Annotated in this window: 13 protein-coding genes; 10 read left to right on the forward strand and 3 right to left on the reverse strand. The window is 74.8% G+C overall.

The window, feature by feature from the left end; translation table 11 throughout:
• Positions 1–269: 269 nt before the first annotated feature.
• The gene (locus C1703_RS39695; RefSeq protein WP_232840816.1) at positions 270–527 is read right to left on the reverse strand and encodes a hypothetical protein; all 258 of its coding nucleotides are present in this window, start codon (positions 525–527) and stop codon (positions 270–272) included.
• On the opposite strand from C1703_RS39695, the gene C1703_RS15185 reads away from it, so the two are divergent.
• The 9 genes from C1703_RS15185 to C1703_RS15225 all read left to right on the forward strand — a co-directional run bounded on the left by C1703_RS15185 (position 499) and on the right by C1703_RS15225 (position 19579).
• Complete coding sequence (locus C1703_RS15185; RefSeq protein WP_232840757.1) at positions 499–5214, forward strand: FHA domain-containing protein; 4716 nt, start codon at positions 499–501, stop codon at positions 5212–5214. The two genes, C1703_RS39695 and C1703_RS15185, sit on opposite strands and share 29 nt — an antisense overlap.
• Positions 5215–5416: 202 nt before the next feature.
• Positions 5417–6820 (forward strand): ABC transporter substrate-binding protein, encoded by a 1404-nt coding sequence (locus tag C1703_RS15190; RefSeq protein ID WP_114253186.1) that lies wholly within the window; start codon positions 5417–5419, stop codon positions 6818–6820.
• A gap of 67 nt (positions 6821–6887) precedes the next feature.
• Entirely contained in the window at positions 6888–8171 is a 1284-nt protein-coding gene (locus C1703_RS15195; protein ID WP_114257426.1) for a sugar ABC transporter permease, read from the forward strand.
• Entirely contained in the window at positions 8168–9082 is a 915-nt protein-coding gene (locus C1703_RS15200) for a carbohydrate ABC transporter permease (protein ID WP_114253188.1), read from the forward strand. Before C1703_RS15195 ends, C1703_RS15200 begins: the two co-directional genes overlap by 4 nt.
• Positions 9083–9224: 142 nt before the next feature.
• A complete protein-coding gene (locus tag C1703_RS15205) occupies positions 9225–11486 on the forward strand; it encodes a bifunctional glycosyltransferase family 2 protein/CDP-glycerol:glycerophosphate glycerophosphotransferase (RefSeq protein ID WP_114253190.1) in 2262 nt (753 codons plus the stop codon).
• 156 nt (positions 11487–11642) lie between these two features.
• Positions 11643–13844, forward strand: a complete 2202-nt coding sequence (locus C1703_RS15210) for a CDP-glycerol glycerophosphotransferase family protein (protein ID WP_114253192.1) — start codon at positions 11643–11645, stop codon at positions 13842–13844.
• A gap of 8 nt (positions 13845–13852) precedes the next feature.
• On the forward strand, positions 13853–16093 hold the full coding sequence (locus tag C1703_RS15215; protein ID WP_114253194.1) for a bifunctional glycosyltransferase family 2 protein/CDP-glycerol:glycerophosphate glycerophosphotransferase: 2241 nt from the start codon (positions 13853–13855) through the stop codon (positions 16091–16093).
• Positions 16090–17895 carry a hypothetical protein gene (locus tag C1703_RS15220; RefSeq protein WP_114253196.1) on the forward strand — a complete coding sequence of 602 codons (1806 nt, stop codon included), beginning with the start codon at positions 16090–16092 and terminating at the stop codon, positions 17893–17895. The genes C1703_RS15215 and C1703_RS15220 overlap by 4 nt, the downstream gene beginning before the upstream one ends.
• Before the next feature lie 109 nt (positions 17896–18004).
• Positions 18005–19579, forward strand: coding sequence for a hypothetical protein (locus C1703_RS15225; RefSeq protein ID WP_114253198.1), 1575 nt, complete (start codon positions 18005–18007; stop codon positions 19577–19579).
• Here C1703_RS15225 and C1703_RS15230 read toward each other — a convergent pair whose 3' ends face one another.
• On the reverse strand, positions 19580–19993 hold the full coding sequence (locus tag C1703_RS15230) for an organic hydroperoxide resistance protein (protein ID WP_114253200.1): 414 nt from the start codon (positions 19991–19993) through the stop codon (positions 19580–19582).
• Positions 19994–20115: 122 nt separating this feature from the next.
• On the opposite strand from C1703_RS15230, the gene C1703_RS15235 reads away from it, so the two are divergent.
• Positions 20116–20604: a MarR family transcriptional regulator gene (locus C1703_RS15235; protein ID WP_114253202.1), complete on the forward strand. Its 489-nt coding sequence runs from the start codon at positions 20116–20118 to the stop codon at positions 20602–20604.
• On the opposite strand, the gene C1703_RS15240 is transcribed toward C1703_RS15235, so the two are convergent.
• Positions 20534–22159 carry a glycosyltransferase family 39 protein gene (locus C1703_RS15240; protein ID WP_114257427.1) on the reverse strand — a complete coding sequence of 542 codons (1626 nt, stop codon included), beginning with the start codon at positions 22157–22159 and terminating at the stop codon, positions 20534–20536. The genes C1703_RS15235 and C1703_RS15240 overlap by 71 nt on opposite strands.
• Between the last annotated feature and the right edge of the window lie 18 nt (positions 22160–22177).

Raw genomic sequence — 22177 nt, forward strand, 5'->3', positions numbered from 1 at the left:
TCCCTGGTGCTTGCCTTGCCTGCTGGCCTGTCCGATCCACTGTAGTGCCGGGCGGCCGAGGACCGGAGTGTCGTCTTTCTGTGGGTCTCCTGTGGTCTTACGTATCGGTTCCCACACCCGTTCGAAGGAAAGACGCTCACCTCGGTCTTGTGGTTGCCGGTAACGAACGTGACTGATCTCAACCGGTCGCCTGTGGGTCATCTCTCAGGCACTTTTGCGGGCAGAGCCGACCAATCAAGATCACTTGTCCCGGAGCGAGGGGCGCGGTGTCAGTGGCAGGTGCGAGGATGCGTGCAGTACTGGCCGACGTGCTGGGGCGGGGTGGGGGACTCCGCGCCCGGGCAGAAGGGACCGCTGACGGCGATGCAGATCCGGCTGACCGTCGTAGACCCACTGGGCCCGTCGGCGCCGGGGCGGGACCGCGCCCCGCGCAGCGACGTCCTGGTCACGGCGCCCGCCGGTACGGCGCTCGCGGCGGTGGCCTCGGCGCTCGCCCAGGTGGTCTCCGGCGGTGACGGCTCGGGCACGCCCGTTCTGTACGCCGGGGAGCAGCGGCTCGACGCGCAGCGCTGCACGCTCGGCGAGCCCCCGCTGACCGACGGTGCCGTGCTGTCCGTGGGCGCGCCCGGGGAGCCGGAGCCGCATCCCGAGTGGGACGACGCCCCGGCCCAGCTCCAGGTGGTCGCCGGGCCCGACGCGGGCGGCGTCCACCTCCTGCACGGCGGCGAGATCCGCATCGGCCGCTCCGCCGACGCGGACGTGCCCCTCGACGACCCGGACGTGTCCCGGCTGCACTGCGCGGTGACGGTCGGCGCGGACGGCCGCGTCTCGGTAGCCGACCTGGACTCGACGAACGGCACGACGCTGGACGGCACGCGCGTGGGCAGCCGCGCGGTGCGCTTCGCGCCGGGGGCGCTGCTGCGGATCGGCGAGTCGGCCCTGCGGCTGGCTCCCGCCGGGGGGCCGTGGGGCGGCCGGGTGGAGACGACTCCGGACGGGGAGGGACACGTGCGCGTACCGGCACCTGCGGACAGCGCGCCCTCCTCGTACGCGCGCGGGGCGGGCTCTGCGGCGGCTGGGACGCCTGGTGGGGCGGGGCCTGCGGCGGCTGGGACGCCTGGTGTGGCGGGACCCGCTTCGGCCGGGACGTCCGGTGCCGCGGGCTCTGCTTCGGCCGGGACGTCCGGTGCGGCGGGTCCTGCTTCGGCCGGGACGTCCGGTGCCGCGGGTCCTGCTTCGGCCGGGACGTCCGGTGCCGCGGGTCCAGCTTCGGCCGGGACGTCCGGTGCCGCGGGTCCTGCTTCGGCCGGGACGTCCGGTGCCGCGGGTCCAGCTTCGGCCGGGACGTCCGGTGCCGCGGGTCCAGCTTCGGCCGGGACGTCCGGTGTGGCGGGTCCAGCTTCGGCCGGGACGTCCGGTGTGGCGGGTCCTGCTTCGGCCGGGACGTCCGGTGCGGCGGGTCCTGCTTCGGCCGGGACGTCCGGTGCGGCGGGTCCTGCTTCGGCCGGGACGTCCGGTGCCGCGGGTCCAGCTTCGGCCGGGACGTCCGGTGCGGCGCGCCCCGGGTCGTCCGGTGTGGCGCCGGCAGGGCCGTCCGGTCCCACGCATCACGCCTATGGCTCGGCGGCCTGGGGTACGCCGGGTGCCACGGGCCGGGGTTCCGGTGAGGCCGCGGTGCCGGGGCAGGGCGGGGCGTCGGGGCAGGCCGTCGTGCCGGGGCAGGGCGGTGCGCCGCGGATCGAGGGCGGTCCGGCTCGTATCGAGGGCGGTGCGGCGAGCGCGGGCTCCGCAGCGCCGCAGGCGCCCGGCCATGGCAGCGGGGCCCGGCCTGGGGGCAGTGGCGGGGTCCACCCGGGGGGCGGCGGGGCCGACCCGGGGAGTAGCGGCGATGAGGTGCGCTCGGGGGGCGGCGGCAGCGGTGTCCACCCAGGGGGCAGCGGCAGCCGGGGCCGTTCGAAGGGCAACGACAGCGCGGGCCGCCCGGGCGGCAGCGGCAGCGGTGTCACCCCGGGCAGCGACTGGAGCGCGGTGCCGCGCCGGGGCGCAGGGGGCGATGTCCCTGCGGGAGGCGGCCCGGGCGAGGCGCCCTCCCGGGGCACCGCAGGGCGCGGCCGGGGCGTGGTGCCCCCTCAGGGCGTCGGCGGTGAGGCGCGTTCGCGGACGTCCGGGGATGGCGGGGATGGGCCGCCGTCGGGGACGGCCGGCGCTGCGCACCCCTCGCCCGGGCCGCAGGGAGCGCGCCCGGGTTCGCCGGAGCGCTGGCTCCGGGCTCCCCAGCAGCGAGGTGCGGCGCAGCCGGGCAGCGGTGACGGTGACACGCACGCGGGACGCTCCGGAGCCGGGGCGTCCGGCCACGCCTCCCCGGGCGGCACTGGCGCGCGTGACGAGACGACGTACGACACCGGGCGGCCCCGCACCGGAACCGCGGCCGGCACCGCCCCTGCCCCCCGGGGCGCGGACGGGCCGACTGCCCCGCGCGCGTCCTCCCCCACCAGAACCGACAACCCGATCCACCCGGACGAACGCACCGGACGCGGACACGACGGCGCCCACGGGCAGCCCACCCCGCACACGCGTGGCCTTCCCACCGGCCCGGACCAGCCCACCGGACGCGGACACGACCACACCCACGGGCAGGCCGTGCCTCACGCGACTCCTCCCACCGGAACCCACCCCACCGGACGCGACCACAACCGCACCCCCGGCCCGGCCGTTCGAGAGGCAGATGCTCGGGCCGGCGTCGGTGAGTCGGCGGAGGCGCCAGACGGGCGCGCCGGTCGTGGGCGTAAGGGCACTCCTCTCCGGGGTACCGACATGCCGTCGGGGGCGCGTAAGCGCGGCGGGCTCGGGGCCTGGGCCCGGCGATGGGCCGGCGGGCGTGGTGAGCAGACGGCGGCCGGGCGCGAGGCGTACGGGGACGAGCCGGCCGACGTGGTCGCCGAGCGCCCGGTCGTCACGCCGGCGGTGCCGGAGACCTGGCCGGACCCGGCCGCGCTGCTGCTGACGGCGCTGGGCCCGGGCCCCCGGCTGTGGGAGCGCGGGCCGGGGCACCCCGAGGCGCTCGCCGTGCGGCTCGGCACGGCCGACCGGGCGGCCCCGGACGGCTCGGGCCTGCTGCCCGCCGTGCCGGTGACGACCGGGCTGCGCGAGGTCGGCGCGCTGGGGCTGGCCGGGCCGCGGACGCGGCTCGCCGGGCTGGCCCGTGCCGTGCTGGCGCAGCTCGCCGCGCTGCACTCCCCCGACACGCTGGAGATCGTCCTGATCGCCGCGGACCGCTCCCGTCCCCTGGAGGAGCGCACTGCCGAGTGGTCCTGGCTGGGCTGGCTCCCGCACGTCCGCCCGGGGCACGGCCAGGACTGCCGGCTGCTCCTCGCCCACGACCGCGAACAGGCCGCGGCCCGCACCGACGAGCTGCTGCGCCGCCTGGAGGACCACCTGGCCGATTCGGGAGCCGGGACCGACAGCCCGGTCGCGGGGACCGACAGCCCGGTCGGCAGCCCGGTCACCGGCGCCCCGGGCGCGGCGCCGAGCGCCCCGGTGACCGGTCCCCGTGGGGGCGACGGCCCTGTTCCTCCGCGCGCGAACCGGCCCTCCTGGGCCGTCCGGGACGACGCCCCAGACCCGGCCACCGCGTTCCCGGGGCCCTACACCGTCCTCGTCGTGGACGGCGACCCGGGCGGGTCCGGCCTGCGGGACGCCGTCGCGCGGCTGGCGCTGGAGGGCCCCCGGGCCGGGATCCACGTCGTCTGCCTGGCCGAGACCGCCGCCGCCTCCCCGGCCTCGCCCGTGACGGAGACCTACGAGGCGGCCTGCTCGGTGGCGCCCACGTTCCGGCAGTGCGGTGCCGTCGCGCTGCTCAGCGGGGACGTGGCGACGGCCCTGCGGCTGATGCGCGTGGCCCGGGTCGGCGGCGACGGCTCACCGGCCGGCCCCGTCGGCCACGGCACCATCGCCACCGTCGACGCCGTCTCCCCGGCGTGGGCCGAGCGGTTCGCGCGGGCGCTGGCGCCGCTGCGCCCGGACGGCACGTCGAGCGAGCCCCAGCCGCGCGTCTCCGCACCGCTGCCCCAGGCGGCCCGGCTGCTGGACGAGCTGGGCCTCGCCCGGGCCACCCCGGCCTCGCTGATGGCGCGCTGGGCGGACGCCGCCGACGACACCGACGCGCTGGGCGGACGGGTGCGCGCGGTGCTGGGCGCCGGACCGCGCGGCCCGGTCTGCGCGGACCTCGCGGTCCAGGGGCCGCACCTGCTGATCGAGGGCCCGCCGGGCAGCGGCCGTACGGAGCTGCTGCGGGCGGTCGTCGCCTCGCTGGCCGCCGCCGAGCGGCCGGACCGCCTGGGCATCGTGCTGGTCGACGGCCGGGGCGGCCCGGGCGCGGGCGGCGGGCACGGCGAGGGACTGCGGGTCTGTACGGACGTACCGCATGTCACCACGCACCTCACGGCGCACGACCCGGTGCGGATGCGTGAGTTCGCGCAGTCCCTGACCGCCGAGCTGAAGCGGCGCGCCGAGCTGCTGGGGCGGTCCGACTTCGCCGAGTGGCACACCGGGCGCGAGCTGTCGGGCCGTATGGTCGCCCAGCGCACGGCCACCACCCGGGGCGGCGCGCCGGCCGAGGCCGGGGACCTCGACAGCCCGCCCAGTTCCACGATGCGGCTGCGGCCCGGCGGGGCCCGGCGGCAGCCGGAGGCGGCGGCGCCCCCGCTCCCCCGGCTCGTCGTGGTCGTCGACGACCTGGACGCGCTGGTCTCCCCCGCGCTGGGCTCGACCGGACGTCCCGCGGCCGGGTCGGTGATGCGTGCGCTGGAGGCCGTGGCCCGGGACGGCGAGCGGCTCGGCGTGCACCTGGTGGCGGCCACCGGGCCGTGCGCCCGCACGGCGGAGACGGAACCGGCGCGCCGGGCCACCCTGCGCGTCACGCTCGACACCCCGGTCCCCGGCCCGGACGAGCCGGCGCCCGGCCGGGGAAGCCTCACGGGCGGGGACGGGCGGACGACCCCGTTCCAGGGCGGCCGGGTCACCGGCCGGATCCCCCGGACGGCGACGCTGCGCCCCACGGTCGTACCGCTGGAATGGCACCGCATGGGTGACCCTCCGGCCCGGCGTCCGGTGCGGGAGCTCGGAAACGGCCCGACCGACCTGGCACTGTTGGCCAGCGCGCTGGAAAGGGCGGCGCGGGAGGTCGCGGCGGCGAAGGTGCCGTCCCTTCTGTGACTCGGGACGGCCCCGGTCTGTGACTCGGGACGGCCCCGGCCGCACCCGGCGGCACGGGGAGGGCCGCGCCCCTGGTCACGAGGGTGTCACGATCCCCCGCTTGACAGCCGACGCCATCTTGCCGCCCCCGTACACCCGGGCGTAGACCAGATCGCACGGGAGCGCGCTCGACGTTCGACGAGGAACGAAGAACGGGGCAGTCATGCGCATGACGAGCAGCACCATCCGGAAACGCTGGTCGCCCGAGCGGGACAAGGCGACCCCCCAGCACCGCAGAGCCGCCAAGGCCGCGGCAGCCGTCGCCGCGGGAGCGCTCGCGCTCTCGCTCACCGCCTGCGGAGGCGCCGACGACGGGAACAGTGAACCCCAGGGCAACACCGAGGAGACCACCGACAACGTCACCCTTCCCAAGCTGGACGGGACGAGCCTGGAGATCGCCGCCGTGTGGACCGGCGCCGAACAGGCCAACTTCAAGAAGGTCCTTTCGGAGTTCGAGAAGCGCACGGGCGCCAAGGTCACGTTCGTCCCCGCCCAGGACCCGATCATCAACTTCATCGGTTCGAAGGTGGCCGGCGGGCAGCCGCCGGACATCGCGATGCTGCCGCAGCCGGGCGCCATCAAGCAGGCCGTGGACCGCGGCTGGGCCAAGCCGCTCGGCGCCGACGCCCTCAAGGAGCTCGGCGAGAACTACTCGCAGGGCTGGCAGGACATCGGCAAGGTCGGCGGCAAGCAGTACGGCGTCTACTACAAGGCCGCCAACAAGTCCCTGATCTGGTACAACAACCAGGTCTTCGAGAACGCCGGGGCGAGCGAGCCCGAGACCTGGCCGGACCTGCTGAAGACGGCACAGACGGTCTACGACTCCGGCGTCACCCCGTTCTCCGTCGGCGGCGCCGAGGGCTGGACGCTGACCGACTGGTTCGAGAACGTCTACCTCTCCCAGGCCGGGCCGGAGAAGTACGACCAGCTGGCCAAGCACGAGATCAAGTGGACGGACCCGTCCGTGAAGGACGCGCTGACCACCCTCGCGCAGGTCTGGGGCAAGACCGACTACATCGCGACCGGGGCGTTGCAGACCGACTTCCCGGCCTCCGTCACGCAGGTCTTCACCGGCGGGGACCAGCCCAAGGCGGCCATGGTCGCGGCGGGCGACTTCGCGCAGGTCAACATCCCGCAGAACATGAAGGTGGGCACGGACGCGAAGGTCTTCCCGTTCCCGGCGGTCGGTGACAACGGGCCGGTGGTCTCGGGCGGCGACGCGGCCGTGATCCTGGAGGACTCGAAGGGAGCGCAGGCCCTGGCCACCTGGCTCGCCTCGCCGGACGCGGCACAGATCCAGGCGAAGCTCGGCGGCTACCTGTCGCCGAACAAGAACGTGCCGAACTCCGCGTACCCCAACGCGGTGCAGCAGCGGATCGCCAAGGCGCTCATCGACGCCGGTGACGACTTCCGCTTCGACATGTCCGACCAGGCCCCGCAGGCCTTCGGCGGCACGCCCGGCAAGGGTGAGTGGAAGATCCTCCAGGACTTCCTGAAGAACCCGAAGGACGTGGCGGGTACGCAGCAGAAGCTGGAGGCCGAAGCGGCCGCGGCCTACGGAGGCTGACGGCATGACGTCGGCCACGGCGGCAGGGGGCGTCAAGCCCCCTGCCGCTCCCAAGTCGCGCAAGAGTGTGACCGGCACCCGCAGGATGGTCGCGGCGCTGTTCCTGCTGCCCGCGCTCGTCCTGCTCGGCGCGCTCGTGGTGTACCCGATCGGGTACTCGGTGGTCCGCAGCTTCTACGACCAGTCCGGCGACGGCTTCGCCGGAATCGACAACTACAAGGCCCTCTTCACCGACGAGGGCATCCGCACCGCGCTGAAGAACAACGTCTTCTGGGTGGTGTTCGCGCCGACGGTCGCCACGGCCCTCGGCCTGATCTTCGCGGTGCTGACCGAACGGGTGCGCTGGGGCACGGCCTTCAAGCTGGTCGTCTTCATGCCGATGGCGATCTCGATGCTGGCCGCGGGCATCATCTTCCGCCTGGTGTACGACCAGGACCCGGACAAGGGCGTGGCGAACGCGGTGTGGGTGGGCGTGCACGACACGTTCGCCCAGGCGTCGGCGTTCCCGAAGGCCCACCCGGGCCGGGAGTCGCCGCTGGAGGCGGCGGGCGGCGGCGCGTTCATCACGAAGTCGCCCGTCCGTGTCGGCGAGGCGGTCTCGCTGCCGATGGTGGGCGTCGCGCCGGACCTGATGCCGGACGGCGCGAAGCCGGCGGTGGCGCCGAAGCCCGAGCCGGACAAGGTCACCGGCACGACCTGGCAGGACTTCACGCGCGGCAAGGGCGTCGGCAAGCTCAACAGCGTCGACGCGTCCGAACTGGGCTACGCCGGGATGCGCGTCGAGGCCGTGAAGGACGGCCGGGTCGTGGCCTCCACCACGGCCGGCGACGACGGTACCTTCACGCTGCCGGCCTCGGCCGACGGGGCGCAACTGCGGCTCCCGGACAGCAACTTCAAGGAGCCGTACAACGGCCTGGACTGGCTCGGCCCGTCCCTGGTCACGCCGTCCATCATCGGCGCGTACATCTGGATGTGGGCGGGCTTCGCGATGGTGCTGATCGCGGCCGGGCTCGCGGGCGTGCCCCGGGAGCTGCTGGAGGCCGCCCGGGTCGACGGGGCGAGTGAGTGGCAGGTGTTCCGACGGGTCACGGTGCCGCTGCTGGCGCCGGTCCTCGCGGTCGTCACCGTCACCCTGATGATCAACGTGCTGAAGATCTTCGACCTGGTCTTCATCATCGCCCCCGGCTCCGCCCAGGACGACGCGAACGTGCTCGCCCTGGAGCTGTACCGCAAGGGCTTCTCCGAGGACCAGCCGGGCATCGCCAGCGCCATCTCGGTGTTCCTGCTGCTGCTCGTGATCCCGGTGATGTGGTTCAACGTCAGGCGGCTGCGGCGGGAGGTGCGGCGATGAGCGCGGACGCGGGCAGTCTGCCCGGCAAGGCGGCGCGGCCCACCGGCTCGGTGAAGGCGAGGCAGTCGCTGGGGTCCCGGCTGGTCGAGGGGGTCAGCGGCGGGCTCGTGCGGGTGTTCCTCATCGTGGTCGGCCTGTTCTGGCTGGTGCCGACGATCGGTCTGCTGCTGGCCAGTCTCCGCTCGCCGGAGGACATCGCGGCGAGCGGCTGGTGGAAGGTGTTCACCGAGCCGTCCCAGATCACCTTCGACAGCTACTCCAAGCTGCTGGAGAACGACGACATCACCAGCAGCCTGGTCAACACGGTGTGGATCACCGTCCCGGCGACCCTGCTGGTGGTGATCATCGGCTCGCTGGCGGGCTACGCCTTCGCCTGGATGGAGTTCCCCGGCCGCGACTGGTGGTTCCTGGGCGTGGTCGGCCTGTTGGTCGTGCCGGTGCAGGTCGCGCTGATCCCGATCGCCGAACTCTTCGGCAACATCGGCATCTTCGGCTCGGTGACCGGCGTGGTCCTCTTCCACGTCGGCTTCGGCCTGCCGTTCGCGGTGTTCCTGCTGCGGAACTTCTTCGCGGAGATCCCGAGGGAGCTGCTGGAGGCCGCGCGGCTGGACGGGGCGGGCGAACTGCGCCTGTTCTTCCGGGTCGTGATGCCGCTGGGCGCTCCGGCGATCGCCTCGCTCGGCATCTTCCAGTTCCTGTGGGTGTGGAACGACATGCTGGTCGCGCTGATCTTCTCGGACTCCGGGAGCCAGCCGATCACGGTCGCACTCCAGACGCAGGTACGGCAGTTCGGCAACAACATCGACGTGCTGGCACCCGGCGCGTTCATCTCGATGGTGGTCCCGCTGGCCGTGTTCTTCGCGTTCCAGCGGCAGTTCGTGTCCGGCGTGATGGCCGGCGCGGTGAAGTAGCGCTCAAGAAAAGGCAGTTGGAGGGGCGGGCCGGGAGCGGTCCGCCCCTTCGGCGTTCCCCCGGATGCCGTAGCCGCCGTAACCAACCCGGCCCACCGGCCGTTCCCGGGCCGAACGCCCGCGCCGACCGATGGATGGCCTCTTGCCCAGGTTCAGTGTCATTGTCCCCGCGTACCAGGTTCAGGCGTACCTGCACGAGTGCCTCGAATCGGTGCTCTCCCAGTCCTGTCCCGATCTGGAACTGATCGTCGTCGACGACTGCTCGCCGGACGCGTGCGGCGCGATCATCGACGAGTTCGCCGCCCGCGACGCGCGCGTCCACCCCGTCCACCTGCCGCAGAACGTCGGCCTGGGCCGCGCCCGCAACGCCGGCGTGGCCCACGCGAGCGGCGACTACCTGCTGTTCCTCGACAGCGACGACACGCTCACGCCCGACGCGTTGCGCTCCATCGCCGACCGGCTGAAGGAGACGGGCGATCCGGACGTCCTGGTCTTCGACTACGCGCGCGCCTACTGGACGGGCGAGGCGGTCCGCAACCAGGCGGCGCTGCAGCTCACCGAGGAGGGCCCGGCCCCGTTCCGCCTGGCGGACCGGCCGGGTCTGCTGCGGCTGCTGATGGTCGCGTGGAACAAGGCGTACCGGCGTGAGTTCGTCGAGGAGAAGGGGTTCGCCTTCCCGCCCGGCTGGTACGAGGACACGCCGTGGACGTACCCGGTGCTGATGACCGCGGAGTCGATCGCGACGCTCGACCGGGTCTGCGTGCACTACCGGCAACGGCGGCAGGGCAGCATCCTGCGCACCACCAGCGAACGGCACTTCGACGTCTTCGAGCAGTACGACCGGGTGTTCGCGTTCCTCGACGAGCGGCCCGAACTGGCGCAGTGGCGGCCGGTGTTGTTCCGCCGCATGGTGCACCACCTGGCGATCGTGTACTCCCGGCGGGACCGGCTGCCCCGGGGTTCACGCGCGGCCTTCCTGCGCCGGGCCCGCGCCCACTACCGCCGCTACCGCACGCCCGGGACGCCCGGTCCCCTGCGCGCCCGGGTGCACCACACGCTGATCCGCTTCGGCCTGCACCGCACCTACCGGGCCCTGAAGCTGGCGTCGGCCGCGCACCGCTCCGCCGCCCGGATCACCGGAGGGCTCGGGCGGGGGCTGCGGTCCGCCGCGCTGCGGGCCCACTACCGCGTGCAGCGCTGCCTCCCGCTGCGCGCCGACCGTGCCGTCTTCACCGCGTACGACGGCCGCGGCCACAGCTGCAACCCGGGCGCGCTCGAGGCCGCGTTCCGCGACCTCGCCCCGCACATCCGCACGGCGTGGATCGCCCGCCCCGAGCACCACCACACGATCCCGCCCGGGCCGCGCCGCCTCGTCCCCGGCACGGCCGCCTACTGGACGGCGCTCGCCCGCTCCCGGTACCTGGTGAGCAACACCGACTTCGACGACCGCCTGGTCAAGCGCCGGGGCCAGGTCCTGATCCAGACCGGGCACGGCACCCCGCTGGGGCACCTCGGACTCGACCTCCAGGAACGCCCGGCGGCGGCCCGCGGCCGGGACTTCGCCCGGCTCCTCAAGGGCGTCGAGCAGTGGGACTACGTGCTGTCCGCGAACCGCCACACGACCCTGACCCACGAGCGCGTCCACCCCGGCCGCTACACCACGCTGGAGTACGGCTACCCCCGCAACGACGTGTTCCGCACGGCGACCGAGGCGGACGTGGCCCGGCTGCGCGCCTCGCTCGGCGTCCCCGAGGGCGCGGTGGCGATCCTGTACGCGCCGACCCGCCGCGACTACCGCCGCTCCCCGCGCCACACCCTCGACCTGCAGCGGATCGTGCGCCGCCTGGGCCCGCGCTTCGTCGTCCTGGCCCGCGCCCACCACGCCTACGGCGGCCCGCTGACCACGACCTGCGGCCGGGTCGTCGACGTCAGCGACCACCCGAGCGTGGAGTCGCTCTGCCTGGCCTCGGACGCCCTGGTCACGGACTACTCGTCGCTGATGTTCGACTACGCCAACCTGGACCGGCCGATCGTGATCCACGCCGACGACTGGGAAGCGTACGAGGCGGCCCGCGGCACCTACTTCGACCTGCGTTCCTTCCCGCCCGGCGCGATCGCGCGGGGCGAGGACGAGCTGATCGACATCTTCGCCACCGGCCACTGGCGCGGCTCCCGGTCGGCGCAGCTGCGGGCGGCGTTCCGCGAACGGTTCTGCACCTACGACGACGGCCGGGCCGCCGAGCGGGTCGTGCGCCGGGTCGTCCTCGGCGAGTCGGACCTGCCGCCGGTCGTCCCGCTGGCCGAGCGCCGGCCGGTGCCGTCGGCGGCGGCCTCGCTGGTCCGCGAGCCGCTCGCCACGGTGCCGCAGCCGGCCGGTTCCGCGGCCGTCACCGACCGCCTCTGAACTCGGTTCTCACTCCGGGGAGTCCCATGCCCTCCAGCCCGTCGCGGCCGACACCCAGCCGGCCGCCCTCCTGGCGCCCGTCCGGGCGCCCGGGCCGCCCGCGCGCGGCCTGAGGCGGCCCGCAGTCTCCTGAAGGCCCTCGACAGAAAGAGCAGAATGCCCCGCTTCAGCATCGTCGTCCCGTCCCATGGGGTCGCGGGCCGGCTGTCCCAGGCGCTGGACTCGGTCCTCGCCCAGTCGTTCGGCGACTTCGAGCTGATCCCGGTGTGCGACGCACCCGACGCACCGGCGGCGGACGTCGTCGCCGGGTACGCCGAGCGGGACTCCCGGGTGACGCCGGTGCACTCCCCGCCGTCGGCCGGTCTGGCCGGGGCGCGCAACACCGGGCTGCGGTCGGCGGTCGGCGGCCACGTGCTGTTCCTCGACGGCGACGACGTCCTGGCCCCGGGGGCGCTGGCCGCGCTGGACGCCCGGCTGGGCGAGACCGGCGACGTGGACGTCCTGTACTTCGAGCACGAGCGCACCCCCTGGTGGGAGGGCGAGCCGACCAACCCGCCGGCCTCGCTGCTGGCCAGGACGCCGGACCGGGCCTTCGCCCCCCGCGAGGTCCCGCAGCTGACGGGCGTGGCGCTCCCGGCGTGGAGCGCGGCCTACCGCCGGGCCTTCCTCACCGAGCGGGACATCACCTTCCCCGGGGACCACTTCACCGACGTCGGGTTCGGCGGTCTCGTCGCCCTGCGGGCGGAGCGGGTGGCGGCCCTGCGCACCGTCGTCGTCCGGCATCTGCTGCGCCGGCAGGGCAACCGGCTGAACCTGCCGGGCGAGCACCACACCGAGCTGCTCGACCAGACCGAGCTGGTGCTGACGCGGGCGGCGGAGGGGGAGCTGCCGGTGGAGCGGCTGCGGCCGCTGTTCGAGCAGCTCTTCGCCGCCGTGCTGAAGACGGCCGCGCACCCCCGGCGGCTGCCGGCCGGGCGGCGCGCCTTCTTCCGGCGGGCGAGCGCCCTCTACCGGCGGCACCGCCCCGCCGGGTACCGGGCGCCCGGCGGCAGCCTGGGCGTCCAGCACCGGCTGCTGGCGTCCGGCTCGTACGCGGCGTTCCACGCCCTGCGCGCCGCGAACCGGGGAGCACTGCGCGCCGCCGCGCTGCTCCCCCGCCCGCGCGGGCTGCGCACCCGCCTGAGCTACGCGGCGCAGCTGCGCCTCCCGCTCGACCGGAACCTGGTCGTGTACTGCGCGTACTGGGGCCGCGGCTACGCCTGCAACCCGGCCGCGATCCACGCCGCGGCCCGCGCACTCGCCCCGCACCTGCGGGCGGTGTTCCTGGTGGAACCGGACGCGGTGGGCGGCATGCCGCCGGGGGTGGAGTACGCGGTGATCGGCAGCCGGAAGTACTGGCGGGTGCTGGCCCGCGCCAAGTACCTCGTGAACAACGCCAACTTCGCGGACGCCGTCGTCAAGCGCCGCGGCAGCGTGCACCTGCAGACGCAGCACGGCACGCCGCTGAAGACGATGGGCGCCGACCAGGCGACGTACCCCGTGGTGGCCGCGGCGACCGGGAGCTTCACCAAGCTGCTGGCCCGGGTGGACCGCTGGGACTACAACCTCACCTCGAACCGGCACTCCACGCAGATGTGGGAGCGGGCGTTCCCCGGCGCGCACGAGACGCTGGAGTACGGCTATCCGCGCAACGACGTCTACTACACGGCGTCCGCCGAGGACGTCGCCCGCGTCCGCAAGGAACTGGGCGTCCCCGACGGCAAGAAGGCCCTGCTCTACGCCCCCACGCACCGCGACTACGCCACCGGCTTCGCCTCGGGTCTGGACCTGGCCGAGTTCTGCGAGGCGATCGGCGACGACTACGTGGTGCTGCTGCGCGCCCACTACTTCTACGACCAGGGCTCCTCCCGCGGCGGCGGCCGGATCATCGACGTCACGGGGCACCGCTCCTCGGAGGACGTGTGCCTGGCGGCGGACGCGCTGATCACCGACTACTCGTCGATCATGTTCGACTACGCCAACCTGGACCGGCCGATCGTCGTGTACGCGGACGACTGGGAGGTCTACCGGGAGACCCGGGGGGTCTACTTCGACCTGATGAAGTGCCCGCCCGGCCGGGTGGCCCGTACGCCGGAGGAACTGGCGGGCGTCTTCCGCGACGGCGCTCACGCCGACGCGTCCGCCACGGCCCTGCGGGCCGCGTTCCGGGAGCGCTTCTGCCAGTTCGACGACGGCCGGGCCGCCGAGCGTGTCGTGCGCCGGGTGCTGCTGGGCGAGCCGCCCGAGTCGATCCCGCCCGTGACCCCGCTCGCGGAGCGCGTCCCGGCCCCCGCGGCCGCCACCCTCGTAAGGAGCTGACCGAAGAAGTGCCCCGCTTCAGCATCATCGTCCCCGTCTACAAGGTGCAGGGCTTCCTGCGCGAGTGCCTCGACTCGGTGCTCGGCCAGTCCTACGGCGACTTCGAGGTGATCGCCGTGGACGACCGCTCGCCGGACGGCAGCGGCGCGATCCTCGACGAGTACGCGGCCCGCGACGCCCGGGTGCGGGTGCTGCACCTGCCGGAGAACGTCGGCCTGGGCCGGGCCCGCAACGCCGGTCTTCAGGAGGCGGCCGGCGACTACGTGCTGTTCCTGGACAGCGACGACCACTACACGCCGGGCCTGCTGGCGGCCGTCGCCGCGCGGCTGGAGACGACCGGCGACCCGGACATCCTGGTCTTCGACCATGTGCGCACCCACTGGTGGGGCCGGGGCGGGCGCAGCGAGGCGGCGGACCTGCTGGCCGCGGCGGGGCTGGAGACGTTCTCCGTCCGGGAGAGCCCGCAGTACCTGAACCTGTTCCTGGTCGCCTGGAACAAGGCCTACCGGCGGGCCTTCTTCCAGGGGCACGGCCTTCAGTACGCGCCGGGGCTGTACGAGGACGCGCCGGTCACCTACCGGTCGATGGTGCTGGCGGAGCGGATCGCCTGCCTGGACCGGATCGGCGTGGAGTACCGGCAGCGCCGGCAGGGCGCGATCACCAAGACGCCGGGGCGGCGGCACTTCGAGATCTTCCCGCAGTACGAGGGCCTGTTCGCGTTCCTGGAGCAGCGGCCCGACCTCGACTGGGCGCGGCCGCTGCTGCTGGAGCGGGCCCTGGACCACATGCTGTTCGTGCTGGCCCGCGAGGACCGGGTGCGGCCGGCGGACCGGGGCGACTTCTACCGCGAGATCCGCTCCTTCCACCGCCGTCACCTCCCCGAGGGCGGCTTCCCGGAGCCGGACGGCTGGCGCGGGGTGGAGATGCGGCTGCTGGCATCGGCGCCCTACGCGTCGTACGCCGTGGCGCGGACGCTGCGGGACCTGCGCGCGGCGGCCCTGGGCGGGCAGCGCCGGGTGGCGCGCAAGGCGTCGGAGACCGCCCTGCGCGGCTGGTACGCGGTCCAGTCGAAGCGCCCGCTCGATCCGCACCTCGCCGTCTACTCGGCGACCCACCACCGCGGGGTGAGCGGCGACCCGGCCGCGATCTACGAGAAGGCGCGCGAGATCGCCCCGCACATCCGGGGCGTGTGGGTGGTGCGGGAGGACGCGGTGGCCGCGCTGCCGCCCGGCATCGACCACGTGACGCCGGGCTCGCGCCGCTACCACGAGGTCATGGCCCGGGCCACGTACTGGGTGAACAACGTCAACTGGCCCGGCACCCTGGCCAAGCGGCCCGGCAGCGTCCACATCCACACCCACCAGGGCACGCCGCTGAAGTACATGGGCGCGGACCTGCTGACCAAGCCGGGCGCCCGGCACGGCTTCGACGTGCCGCAGTCGCTGCGCCGGGCCGACCGCTGGGACTACAGCCTGGTCGCGGGGCGGCACGCGGAGCGGGCCTGGGAGCGGGCGTACCCGTGCCACTTCACCTCGCTGCGCACCGGCAGCCCGCGCAACGACGTGCTGGTCGGGGCCGGTCCGGAGCGGGGCCGGGCGGTGCGCGAGCGGCTCGGCATCCCCGCGGACCACACGGTGGTGCTGTACGCGCCGACCCGCCGGGACTACCGCAAGGGCGGCCATGTCGACCGGTTCGACCCGGCCCGGTTCGCGGCGGACCTCGGCCCGGGGCACACCCTGGTCGTCCGGCTGCACCCGTCCCTGGCGGCGGGTGTGGCGCGCGGTCTCGGCCTGTCCGACCTGCACCGGCGGGGCGTGCTGGTGGACGCGACGGACGAGCCGCACGTCGAGGACGTGCTGCTGGCCTCGGACGTCCTGGTCACCGACTACTCCGCCCTGATGTTCGACTACGTCCTGCTGGACCGGCCGGTCGTGGTGCACGCGGACGACTGGGGCGCGTTCGCGGCCAGCCGGGGCGCGTACTTCGACATCACGGCCGACGCGCCCGGCCATGTGTCGCGCTCGTACCGGGAGCTGGCCTGGCTGTTCGCGTCCGGTACCTGGCAGGACCAGGAGGCGGCGCGGCTGCGGTCCGGCTTCCGGGAGCGGTACTGCGAGTTCGAGGACGGGCGGGCCGCCGAGCGGGTCGTGCGGCTGCTGATGCTGGGCGAGCGGGGCGGTGCGCTGCTGCCCGCGGCCCGCCGGACCGAGGGCGTCCGCGACCGGTCCGGGGCGCTGGTCGAGCGATGAGAACCCCCGCCGGCCCCGAGGCCGTCCCCTCCCTGCCCGGCCAGCGGGCCTCCTCCGCACGGCCCCCGGCGCCCGCCGAGCGGCCGCGGCCGGTGCACTGGTGGCACGCGGCCCTGGTCGCCGTGCCCACCGCGGCCCTGTTCGTGCTGGGCTACCGGCGCCGCTGGATCTGCGACGACGGGCTGATCTACCTGCGCCCGGTCCGGCAGATCCTGGCGGGCAACGGGCCGGTGTTCAACGTCGGGGAGCGGGCGGAGAGTTCGACCGGCACCCTGTGGCAGTGGCTGCTCGCGCTGGCCACCTGGGTCACCGGCGAGGACCCGGCGTTCCTCGCGGTCGGGCTGGGACTGCTGCTGAGCACCGCCGGGTTCGCGCTCGCCCTGCTGGCCACGTGCCGGCTGCACCGGAACGCGGGGTTGCTGCTGCCGGCCGGGGTGTTCGTGCTGCTGGCCGTGCCGCCGTTCTGGTCGTACATGACCTCGGGTCTGGAGAGCGGGCTCGGCGCCTGCTGGACCGGCCTGTCGTGGTGGCTGCTGACGCGGGTCCGGCGGGGTCAGGAGGCCCGGGAGACGTACCTCGCGGCGTTCGTGTTCGGGCTGGGGCCGCTGGTCCGGCCCGATCTGGCGGTGGTCACGGCGTGCTTCCTGGCGGCGCAGTGGTGGGTGCTGCGGCCGTCCCGGCGGGGCGTGGTGGCGCTGCTGGCGTCGGCGGGGGCCGTGCCGCTGGCGTACGAGGTGTTCCGGGCCGGGTACTACGGGATCCTGGTGCCGCTGCCCGCCATCGCCAAGGAGGCGAGCGCCAGCGACTGGGGCCGGGGCGCCGGGTACGTGCAGGAGACGCTCGGGCCGTACTGGCTGTGGCCGGTCGTGCCCGTGCTGGGCGCGCTGGCCGTGCTGCTGGTGCGCCGCACCCGACGGCAGCGGGTGCAGAGGGCCCCGGGCCGGGCGGCGCTCGCGGTGCTGCTGGCGCCCCTCGCGGCCGGTGCGCTGCTCGCCGGGTACGTCGTCCGCGTCGGCGGCGACTACATGCACGCCCGCATGATCCTGCCCGCGCTCCTGCTGCTGCTCCTGCCGGTGCTGGTCGTGCCCGCGAACCGGGTCACCGGTGCGGCGAGCGCCCTGCTGGTGGTGTGGCTGTGCGCGGCGGTCAGTCCGCTGCGGACGCCGTTCGACGTGCGCAGCACGCCCGGCTCCTTCAACGTGCGCAGCTCCGACGTGGAGGGCCTCGGCGACCACAACCCGGTGCGCACCGCCACCTGGGTGGACAACTGGCCCGCCCTGCCGGAGGGGCGCCGCATGCTGGCCGAGGCCGCCCGTTCGCCCCGTCCGACGCTGCTGTACTTCGACGCCGAACGGCGGCTGCACGCCACGCCGATGCGCGCGGACTCCCCGTACCAGGTGGTCATCGTGGGGCGTCATCTCGGCGTCACGGGGGCGGCGGCACCGCTCGACGCGTACGTCAACGACGCCTGGGGGCTGGCCAGTCCGATCGGCGCGCATCTCGCGCTGGAGCGGTGGAGCTGGCCCGGGCACGAGAAGTTCCTGCGCAACCACTGGGTCTTCGCCGAGTGGGCCGTGCGCCACCCGCCGTACCGCGACCTGCTGCGGGCCGGGGCCACGCGGGAGGCGGTGGAGGCGGCCCGGGCGGCGCTGGGCTGCGGGCAGCTCGCCGAGCTGAAGGAGTCGGTGCGCGCGCCGCTCACCGCCGAGCGGTTCTGGCACAACCTCACCGGGGCCTTCGAACGGACGCGGTTCCGGTTCGCGCGCTGGCCGGCGGCGGCGGAGCAGACGCTGTGCGACTGACCTGACGGCAGGTGGGCGTAGCCGCCTCACCCGATGAAGTGACCCGGGGTCAGGGCGGGCGTGCGGCCGGGAACATTCGGCGCATGCCCCAGACCCCCCTCCCTCTCCTGTGAGCGCCCCGGTCCTGGTCCGGCGGGCCGTGCGCGGTGCGACGGCGCTGCGCGGCGGCCGGGTGGGGCGGCCCACCCCGTACCAGTTCTACGGCGCCCTGTTCTGGCTGGTGATGACGCTGGCGTTCTGGCGGGTGCCGCTGTGCTGCGACGCCGGACAGCACGCCGCGGTCGTCGAGCGCCTCAAGGACGACCTGCTGCACCCGGCCCACACCATGGCCGACCTGCCGGGCGAGGGCAGCCCCTACTACGGTCCCTACGCCGTCGCGCAGGGCGTGCTGGCGCGGCTGACGGGGCTGTCGGGCTGGGAGGTCGTGAAGCTCGCCGGGCCGGTGCACCTGCTGGTGCTGCTGACCGGGGTCGGCCGTTTCGTCAGGACGCTCACCGCTCGTCCCTGGGCGCCGGTGCTGGCCCTGCTGTTCATGACGCTGCTGTGGGGCACGGCGCGGATCCTGTGGAGCGGCTACCTCGGGCTGATGTCGATGACGACGAACCTGGGGTATCCGTCGGCGCTGGCGATCGGCCTGACGTTCTGGGCGTGGGCCTGGACGGGCACGCGCGCGCGGGAGGACGCCCCGGCCGTGCGGTTCGTCGGCCCGAGCGGGCTCGGCGGCTGGTCGGGGTACGCCGGGATCGGCGCCCTGTACGGGCTGATCCTGCTCACGCATCCGGTCACGGCCGCCTCGGCGCTCACCGGGGCGGTGGCGATCGTGGCGTCCCGGCAGCGCGGCTGGCGCCGGCCGGTCGTGGCGCGCTGGGCGCTCGCCGGGGCGGCCTGCGCGACGGTCGCCGTGACCTGGCCGTACTACGACGTGCTGGCGCTGGTGGGCGACACCGGCATGGACGCGATGCACCGGCAGTTGTACGAGCGGATGCTCGCCAACTCCTGGCTGGCGCTGCTCGGCCTGCCCGCGCTGTGCCTGCGGGCCCGCCGCTCGGCGCGTGACCCGCTGGTGCTGCTGTTCCTGCTGGAGTGCCTGCTGGTGGCGTACGGCTGGCTCAGCGGGCACTACACCTACGCCCGGGCGCTGTGGGCCGTGCTCGTGCCGCCGCAGTTCGCCCTGGCGGTGGAGCTGGCGGCGGCCCGGCCCCGGGGGCGGGTCCGGCGGGTGCTGGGCGGGGCGGCGGCGGTCGGGGTGTGCGTCGGGTTCGTCACCGTGCACGCCGGCGCCGTGGTGCCGCGCTCGGTCGACCCGGTGGGGTTCACGCAGCCGACGCGCTGGCCGTCGTACGACTGGGCGGCGCGGCACATCGGGCGGGGCGAGGTGGTGATCACCGACGGGTACTTCGCCAGTCACGCCATCGCCGGGTACGGGCCGAACCTCGCCGCGCCCATCTGGCCCGACCCGGCCCTGGCGGAGGCGGAGCGCAAGCGCCGGGCGGCCGACGTGCGCGCCTACCTCGCCCCTGACGCGACCCGCGCCGAGCGGGCCGCCGTCGTCCGCCGCTACCACGTGCGCTGGCTGCTGCTGACGCGCTGGCACCCGGTGCCCGAGGAGGCCGTGGTGGTGGCGTGGAGCAGACGGACGGGGGAGGTGCTGGCGCGGGTCGGGGGGGTGACGCGCGGCGGGTGACTACTCGATGACGAGGTCGACGTCGATGTTGCCGCGGGTGGCGTTGGAGTACGGGCAGACCTGGTGGGCCTGCTCGACCAGCTTGCGGCCGGTCGCCTCGTCCACGCTGTCGGGGAGCTCCACGCGGAGGGTGACGGCGAGCCCGAAGCCCTCGCCCTGCTTTCCTATGGAGACCTCGGCGGTGACGGCGGCGTCGCTGACGTCCACCTTCGCCGCGCGGCCGACGAGGCCGAGGGCGCTGCCGAAGCAGGCGGCGTAACCGGCGGCGAAGAGCTGCTCGGGGTTGGTGCCCTGGCCGTTGCCGCCCAGTGCCTGCGGCATGCCCAGCGCCAGGTCCAGTACGCCGTCGGAGCTGACGGCCCGGCCCTCGCGGCCGTGGGTGGCGGTGGCGACAGCGGTGTAGAGCGCGTCCATGGAAGTCCTTCCCTCTCACGTCATGGTTCGGCGGCCCGCTTCCGGGCCGCCTGACACCCAGAAGTAGAGCACACAATTAAGTTGTGCGCAATTGAATGGCGGGCACGAGCTACCCTGGAACCATGGACACGCCCGACGACGACTGGCTCCGCCTGGACCAGCAGATCTGCTTCTCCCTGCACGCGGCCTCGCGCGCCTTCAACGGCGTCTACCGCGTGCTCCTCAAGGACCTGGGGCTCACCTACCCGCAGTACCTGGCGATGCTGGTGCTGTGGGAGCACGGCGAGCTGCCCGTGAAGAAGCTCGGGGAGCATCTGCGGCTCGACTCCGGCACGCTGTCGCCGCTGCTCAAGCGGCTGGAGGCGGCCGGTCTCGTGACCCGGGAGCGCAGCGCCCGCGACGAGCGGTCGGTCCAGGTGCGGCTCACCGAGGAGGGCACCGCGCTGCGGCGGCGGGCGCTTCAGGTGCCCCGCCGGATCTCCGCCTCGACCGGCTTCGGACCCGACGAGATCCGCGCCCTGCGCGCCCGCCTCGACGACCTCACCAGCGCGCTGGACGCGGCCGCGCTGTCTCAGGCGCCGGGCGGCTCTCCGGCAGAGGAGCGGTCGTAGGGGTGCCGGGCGGCACAACCGACGCATCGGGCGGCAGGTCCGACGCGTGGGACGGCAGGTCCGACGCATCGGACGGCAGGTCCGACGCATGGGGCTGCGGTTCCGCGGCGGGCTGCCGCCGGACGTAGCGTCGCAGGACCACCCCGTCCCGCACGTGCTCCTCGCCGACGGTGAACTCCTCCGCCAGCACGGCGAGCTTGGTGCGCTCCACCGGGTCGCGCGGGGGCCGGCGCGGGTCCAGCGCGTCCCGCTCGGCGACGACCCAGACGCGGTCCACCGAGGCGAGCCGCTGCCGCAGTTCCCCGGGGGTCGCCTCACGGCCCCACAGCGTCCCGGACCGGGGCGCCGGCTCCCGCAGCGCGATGTCCCGCACCTGCCGGAACCCCTTCGGGTAGGCCAGCGCGGCGAGCCGGCCGACCGACGGCACGAAGAGCACCGGGTCGCCCGGGCGCATCTGGCGGACGGCCAGCGCGGAGACGACGGCGAGGTTGTCGGGCCGCTGGGCGGCCGAGCGGTCCTGGCGGTGCACCGGGAGGTGGTGCAGGAAGGTGACGGCGAGGGCGAGGGCCCCGGCGACGCCCAGCAGGGCGTGCACCTGCCGTCCGCGGATCCGCAGGCGCCGCCCGTCGAACCGCACCCGCCCCAGCGCCCCGGCCACCCGCCCGGCCCCGGCCGCCATCAGCAGCGACCCGCCCGCCAGCGCGTAGAGCACGTACCGGTCGTGGTAGAGCGGCCGGACCTGCGAGACCGCCATCAGGATCCCCGGCGGCACGAGCAGCAGCGGCAGCGCGACCGCCGCGAGGCGCCGTTCCCGGAGCCCCAGGGCCATCAGCGGCAGTGATGCCCAGAAGACCGGCCCGGCCGGGCCGGGAGAGAAGTTCCGCGCCAGCCTCTCCACCCGGTCCCACCCCGGCGGCACCAGCCACGCCACCTGCCCGGCCTGCCCCTGGGACACCCACACCAGCGGCAGCAGGAGCAGCGCCACGGTCGCCGCCGCGCACCCCCAGCCGCACCACACCCGCTTCGGCACCCGCGTCAGGGCCAGCGTCACGGCATGTGCGCAGAGGACCAGAACCGCCAGCTCGTGCAGCAGACAGGTCAGGGCGACGACCGTGCCGTACGGCCACCAGGCCCGCCCCGTCGCCGCGTCCACGGCCCTCAGGAGCAGCAGCGTCGCCCCGGCCACGCCCGCCGCGACCAGCGCGTAGGACCGGCCCTCCTGGGCGTAGTGGCCGGTCATCGGCGTGATGGCGTACAGGAGACCGGCCCACAGGCCGACCCGCGGCCCGGCCAGCCGTACGCCCAGGGCCGCGACCAGGCCGGCGGTCACGGTCGCCGCGCACACCGACGGCAGGCGCAGCACGACCTCGTCCGGGTGGACGGCCAGGACGGCGTGCATGAACAGGTAGTACAGGCCGTGCACCGCGTCGACGTCGTGCAGCAGCCGCCAGATCTGCGGGACCGTGCGCCGCGCGACCTGGAAGGTGACGCTCTCGTCGCCCCACATGCCGCCGCGGTCCAGGCCCCACAGTCCGATCCCGAGCATCGCCACCATGGGCACCGCCACGGGCAC

Origin of the sequence: Streptomyces sp. Go-475 (assembly GCF_003330845.1) — a bacterium.
GTDB lineage: Bacteria > Actinomycetota > Actinomycetes > Streptomycetales > Streptomycetaceae > Streptomyces.

Excerpts from the sequence above, each read along its gene's own strand:
- C1703_RS15210 (WP_114253192.1), top strand. The coding sequence starts at position 11,643 with ATGCCCCGCTTCAGCATCGTCGTCCCGTCCCATGGGGTCGCGGGCCGG.
- C1703_RS15220 (WP_114253196.1), top strand. The coding sequence starts at position 16,090 with ATGAGAACCCCCGCCGGCCCCGAGGCCGTCCCCTCCCTGCCCGGCCAG.
- C1703_RS15190 (WP_114253186.1), top strand. The coding sequence starts at position 5,417 with ATGCGCATGACGAGCAGCACCATCCGGAAACGCTGGTCGCCCGAGCGG.
- C1703_RS15200 (WP_114253188.1), top strand. The coding sequence starts at position 8,168 with ATGAGCGCGGACGCGGGCAGTCTGCCCGGCAAGGCGGCGCGGCCCACC.
- C1703_RS15235 (WP_114253202.1), top strand. The coding sequence starts at position 20,116 with ATGGACACGCCCGACGACGACTGGCTCCGCCTGGACCAGCAGATCTGC.
- C1703_RS15240 (WP_114257427.1), bottom strand. The coding sequence starts at position 22,159 with ATGGTGGCGATGCTCGGGATCGGACTGTGGGGCCTGGACCGCGGCGGC.
- C1703_RS15230 (WP_114253200.1), bottom strand. The coding sequence starts at position 19,993 with ATGGACGCGCTCTACACCGCTGTCGCCACCGCCACCCACGGCCGCGAG.